This is a genomic window from Barnesiella sp. CU968, assembly GCF_905219685.1.
Taxonomy (GTDB): Bacteria; Bacteroidota; Bacteroidia; order Bacteroidales; family Muribaculaceae; genus Lepagella; species Lepagella muris_A.
The window spans coordinates 1-5,308 of record NZ_CAJMXD010000210.1 but is presented as its reverse complement, the minus strand read 5'-3'; the positions used below and the strand labels follow the sequence as shown (position 1 = coordinate 5,308).

Below are 5,308 nucleotides of genomic sequence, written 5' to 3'. Positions count from 1 at the left end.
TCGTGTTTTGTGTAAGCGCATCCGATCCCCCTTTTCCGAATTTAAGGATAAGGCGTTTCGTCTCGCCGTTTGACGGGGAATCTATCTGATCGGCGGAACATGCCCCTAAAAGCAGGGATGCTGCCAATGCCATTATGCTGTATTTTCCGGTCTTCATTATTGCTGCGTCAAGATTGAGGTGTCCAGTTCGCGTTGTTTTTTCTGCATCCGCAGTCGATGATATATCCGAAGCTGATGCTGAACCTTGTCGGTCCTACCCATCCGCGTGTCTGTTTGCGCTTCAGAGGGTAATGACGATACATTCCTCCGAGCTTATATTTGTTATATTGGATATGAGCGTAACCGATTCCGAGGTTTATGTCCATCTGCCAATGGCGGTTGAATTCGTATTTCCAGCCGCCGCTGAGACCTGCGGAACATCCCCATCCCTGACGGCGGAAGCTGCGGTCCATGTCGTGATGGCGGTAGAGACCGATGTTGAAATTGCCGAACATCGCATATACACCGGCATACCATCCTGTTGCCATCTTGTCATAGATATGTTCCGAAGCCTTGAAATAGTAACGGCATTCTCCAGCCATCTGGAAAGAGCGGAACACCTCTTCATGTTTCTTGCTCAGATATGGCAGCCACATTACATCGGCACTTACCGACAGATGAGGCGAAAGCCCGTGTTCATAGCCGATGTTGGGAGTTCCGGCGAGAGTCGCCGGACCGTTTACCTTGATCATCTGTGCGTCGGCGGCAACCGTAGTAGTGGCGATTGCTGCGGAGATGAGTATATTTCGGAATATCGTATTCATCATTTTCAGGTTTGTGGTGCGACTTGCGGCATGATAGCCGTGTCTTGTGTCGTGGAGAGAGGGTTAATGTTTATTTTTGCCTCCGTCTATTTCTACGGAGCCTCCGAGGATTGATTCGTCCCACCCTTCGATGGTGATCATGAATCCTTCGTTGTAAATATCAATTATGAATACCCTGCCGTGCAGGATGGTTATAGGTTTCGATTCACGGTCGGTAAGCGCGAAGCGGTAACTGCGAATGCTGTGTCCTTCGTCATCGCACATATTGAGAGCCAGATGCATCAGTTCATTTTCCTTGGTAGGAAAGAGAAGTCCTGAAAACTCGAATTTTGCTCCTTCCGCAGCCTGAGGCCAAGGCTCTACGTCATTGTAATTATAGAGCGTATATGAATCAGTGGGACCGGAAGTTATCGTGTCGAGACTTATCTGCTGCCGTGTGGCGGTGTTGGAAAGGGTCATCGCCGCTTTCTTCACAGCCTCGGCAGATACATCGGTTCCTCTGTATCTTACTTTTATGATTGCAGGATACAGTTCAAGACGAGCCGTGTCTGTGACTATCATACCTTGTGCCACAAGTTCCCGGTTTATATAGTCGAATTTCATATATGCCGGTTCCTTGTATCGTCTGTCTCCGTCGTTATCGAGACTGAAGGAAGCTGTGGTCAGATCGGCTATATCGTTGAAACCTACAGAATCAGTGTCGGTCAGCACGCAGGTCTTATAGTTGGCTGGCGGAATGCGGAATGCGAAAATTCCGGCATCAAGCACATTGTCGTTGGTTGCTCCGACTCTTGCATATCTGTCGCCTACAAGCCTTCCGGTCTTTTTATCCCATACCAGCACGCGGCAGTTTCTGATTGTCCGCTCTTTGAACTCGGGCACAAAGACCTTGTAGTTCATGTCATCTTCGAAATAATCGAAAGTGCATGAGCCGAGTGTAAGGAGCATTGTCAGACAGTATGCGGTGTGAATCGCGAATCTGCGCAAACTCATTTGTCGTTGTTGTTAATTGTTGGTATTTTTCCGCACATTGTCTATCTGATTATGCGGAAGATTGAGAAGTGTATCCGGAGGAACGGAGAATGCGTTCCTCCGGATATGTCAGGGATTAAAGTTCGATTTTGGATGCTGTGATAGCTGAATCCCAATCCTGGGGCTGACCTACTGTCACAGTGAGGTTACCCACGTTGTCGGGACGCTCGGGAAGCTCCATTGTACCACCGTCGCGGAAGATTACGTTGACCTCGCGGATAGTGTTGGCGACGAAGCCCTGGTTGATGTAACCCACCCAGTATACTGTCTTCTCTTCTGTGAGAGTTCCTTCCTTGCATACGTGTCCCGGAAGACCCTTTGCGGAAATTATGAGAAGATAACGGTTCTGCTTGAGAGGTTCGTTTGCTGATGTTCCGGAGAGCTGCTGACGGTTGTTGTTGGGAAGCACGATGATGTCACGCCATGCGTTTGCCTTGTATTCATCGCCTTCGATACCGATGATCTTGCCGCCGGCTTTATAACCGGATGTCGGGTTTGAAGTGTAGAACTGACGTGTGCCTTCAACTGCATCTGTAACGATTACGGAAGAAGCGGAAGAAGTACCTGATGTTCCGGCATAAATCTTTTCACCGTTTACCATGCGGTCTTGTGCCATAGGAATCACATAGTCAGGCACAGTGGCGATCATTACTGAAGCGTCTTTGAGGAAGTTGACTTTTCCGTCGGGGTTCATGTTGACATCCGCGTTGTTTGTTTTACCCTCTTCACCTGCTATGTTCATACGTAGACGCATAAGAGAAACCTCACGTTTGAGTTTGATGGCGGCAGCTGTAGTCTGTCCTGCAACCACTGTTACAGCAGGGTCAATGCCGTTTACAAAACCCTGACCGAGGAAAATCTCTGTAGGCTCAGCCAAAGGCACCTCGCTGCGAGTCTGTCCGCTTGCTGCAACCTGGTTCTGATAGAAAATAGGGAACTGGTGGTCAGCAGGAGAAATTTTGCAGTTGTATATAAAACAGTTAAGCACGTTATAGGCAGTCCATGCCTGATAGCTGCCGGCTAATTGCGTCTTTATAGGCTGGATCGCGCTGTTGGCGTTAGCTACAGCCATGAGACGATAAGTTCCGGAAGGAACGTTTGCATAAGTGTAAGTTACAGAACCGCTTTCATTAGGATTGGTAGTGAGGGAGTTCTGGATGCGGTCAGTGTCGATCAGGTCAGAGAAATGGATAACTCCCTGAGCGTCATAAAGGAAAATCTGAAGGCTCTTGACATTTGACCAGCTTGTCAAAGGGACTGCGTCGGAAACGGCGGTTGTAGTCTGAGAACCGTTTGTTGTTGTTCCGGGAAGTTCTGTAGAAGAATCTCCGCCGTCACCTTCAGCACGAGTGTTGCCCGACTGGGTGAAATTAATTGTAATCGCAAGTTTTCCGTATTCCGTCTCATCGGCAACGGGAACCTCATCGTTTGAGCAGGAGGCGAGACCGCTAATAAGAAGAGCAGCGGCAGGCCAGACATAAAAATTTCTTTTCATACTCATAAGTTGTTGATTGTTATAATAATATAAGTTTCTTTCAACTTGTAGCATACTTCAGTATTCGCCCCGCGGTTGCGGGGGAGATACTGATGAATAAAAAATTTGAATGTCACGCTAAAACACAGTTATTGCTGCGTGGCTAATCAAGGATGAGGTTTGTGTCGGTAACTTTAGNATAAGCTTTTGTAAAATCGATAACGCTTAGGCTTCATAGTATCGGCTCGTTCTTCATCCGCGAAATCATATTTTGGTAAGGTGTTGAAAAAAAATCAGGCTGTTCAGACCTGAGAGGAGAGAATTGTGTGTTTTTTTTTCAGCGCGGCAAAATTACAACAAAAGTTTTAAAATACCCCCCCCGATTTGTTAAAATATGTTAATTGATATCATTTTATGGCGTTAATACTTACAAATTGTTTAAAAATAGGTGTGAAATCTCCTCCAATCCATCGGCCAGTTTGTGGAGGCTGACAGTCTGCACCACACAGAATACATGGAGCAGCAACGCCATAAGTTTTATGCNTGCCANATTCATGTTTTGTCCAAANTGGTCTTGCATAATCGGGAGGATTTGGTTNACTTTGACCAAGTCCTTGGAATTAGTAGTTTTCATGTGAAAAAGCGGTCAACCTTTTCTTTTAAATTACTAAATTCCAAGAACTTCTACAAATTTAATCACCTGAAGATTAAACGTTTAACCGCATAAATTCAATTTTTGTCATCTACTGAAATGGATTATTACAAAATTAAATATTATTTAAGTAGATGACAAAAATTTGAAAACATCAAATTTTGGGGTATAAGTCGAACGCATAAGTATGGTAAAAATCTCTTCCAGACCATACTTGACAAACGACTTTGCCTTTCTTCCGTGTTTCAGGATCTTTATCGGTTTAATATTTATATCTTTATGTTCACCAACGAGATACGACCATACAAGAGCGATGCAGACCATCGCGACAAGCCTTGCGATGCGCTCCATATCACGCATATGGGTGTCCTCGATGTTAAAGCCGGAAGATTTCATGGCTCTGAAAGCCGTTTCTATCTCCCATCGCTTTTTGTATGTCAAAATCGCCTCCTCGGGCCGGTTGAAGCATATGAGAATCTGCAATTCCGGAACTCCATCGGAGTTTTTGATCCGGCTGCCGGCAAGATATACATACTCCCCTTTGTGAAGAAAGAGCGTATGGAAGAATTTCTCCTGACCGACCTTCAAATCATTGAACAGCCACCAGGCTCGGATTCTCTCACCGGTGGAAGGCTTGACAATCCAGAAGTTCTGACGTATTCGGATGTAATACCGTATGCGGCGGCTGTTGAGCCATCCTGTCCATTCCTTTCCGATGAACTCGCGGTCTGCCACAAGGCAGTCGATGCAGTCTGCTCCGAAAAGACGGATAAAACGTTCCATAATTTTCTTGCGTTCTTCCCAGTTGGAGTTGCCACGTTTCGGAAGAAGGCTGAATATCAAAGGGAAGGCAATCCCTTTATAGGTTATGCCCAACATAAGGATGTTTATATTGAACTCCCCGAACTTCCAGTTGGTCCGGTCCATGCTCAGCACAAGACCGGTCTTGACAGGAAGCAGCGAGAAAATCATACGGGCTATGATGTCAAGGTCAAGTACATACTTGGCAAAGAATCTTTGGAGCCGTCTGAGGTTGGAATCCTTGTCTACAGCCGTAGGCATCGCATCAGCCAGTTTGTGGAGGCTGACAGTCTGCACCACACAGAGTGCATGGAGCAGCAACGCCATGAGTTTTATGCGTGCCAAATTCATACTTTGACCAAAGTGCTCTTGCATAATCGGGAGGATTTGGTTAACTTTGACCGAGTCCTTGAAATTAGTAGTTTTCATGAGAAAAAGCGTCCAAACTTTTCCTTTAAATTACTAATTTTCAGGGACTTTTGCAAATTTAATCGACTGAAAATTAAGTGTTTAACAGCATAAATTTAATTTTTGTCATCTACTAAA

General features: G+C 45.7%; 4 protein-coding genes and 1 pseudogene. All 5 read right to left on the bottom strand.

All coding sequences use genetic code 11. The features are described 5' to 3' along the window. Positions 1–167 precede the first annotated feature (167 nt). Entirely contained in the window at positions 168–806 is a 639-nt protein-coding gene (locus JX312_RS08850; RefSeq protein ID WP_239653872.1) for a DUF3575 domain-containing protein, read from the bottom strand. Positions 807–866: 60 nt separating this feature from the next. Next, positions 867–1,796, bottom strand: a complete 930-nt coding sequence (locus JX312_RS08845; RefSeq protein WP_124029402.1) for a hypothetical protein — start codon at positions 1,794–1,796, stop codon at positions 867–869. Positions 1,797–1,911: 115 nt separating this feature from the next. After that, complete coding sequence (locus JX312_RS08840; RefSeq protein WP_204457745.1) at positions 1,912–3,330, bottom strand: FimB/Mfa2 family fimbrial subunit; 1,419 nt, start codon at positions 3,328–3,330, stop codon at positions 1,912–1,914. Between the two features lie 451 nt (positions 3,331–3,781). After that, positions 3,782–3,943: pseudogene (locus JX312_RS08835) on the bottom strand (IS4 family transposase); the annotation flags it as partial. A gap of 144 nt (positions 3,944–4,087) precedes the next feature. Continuing rightward, positions 4,088–5,191 carry an IS4 family transposase gene (locus JX312_RS08830; protein WP_204457744.1) on the bottom strand — a complete coding sequence of 368 codons (1,104 nt, stop codon included), beginning with the start codon at positions 5,189–5,191 and terminating at the stop codon, positions 4,088–4,090. Positions 5,192–5,308: the final 117 nt, after the last annotated feature.

Coding starts and splice junctions, on each gene's coding strand:
- JX312_RS08845 (WP_124029402.1), bottom strand. CDS start 1,796: ATGAGTTTGCGCAGATTCGCGATTCACACCGCATACTGTCTGACAATG.
- JX312_RS08840 (WP_204457745.1), bottom strand. CDS start 3,330: ATGAAAAGAAATTTTTATGTCTGGCCTGCCGCTGCTCTTCTTATTAGC.
- JX312_RS08850 (WP_239653872.1), bottom strand. CDS start 806: ATGATGAATACGATATTCCGAAATATACTCATCTCCGCAGCAATCGCC.
- JX312_RS08830 (WP_204457744.1), bottom strand. CDS start 5,191: ATGAAAACTACTAATTTCAAGGACTCGGTCAAAGTTAACCAAATCCTC.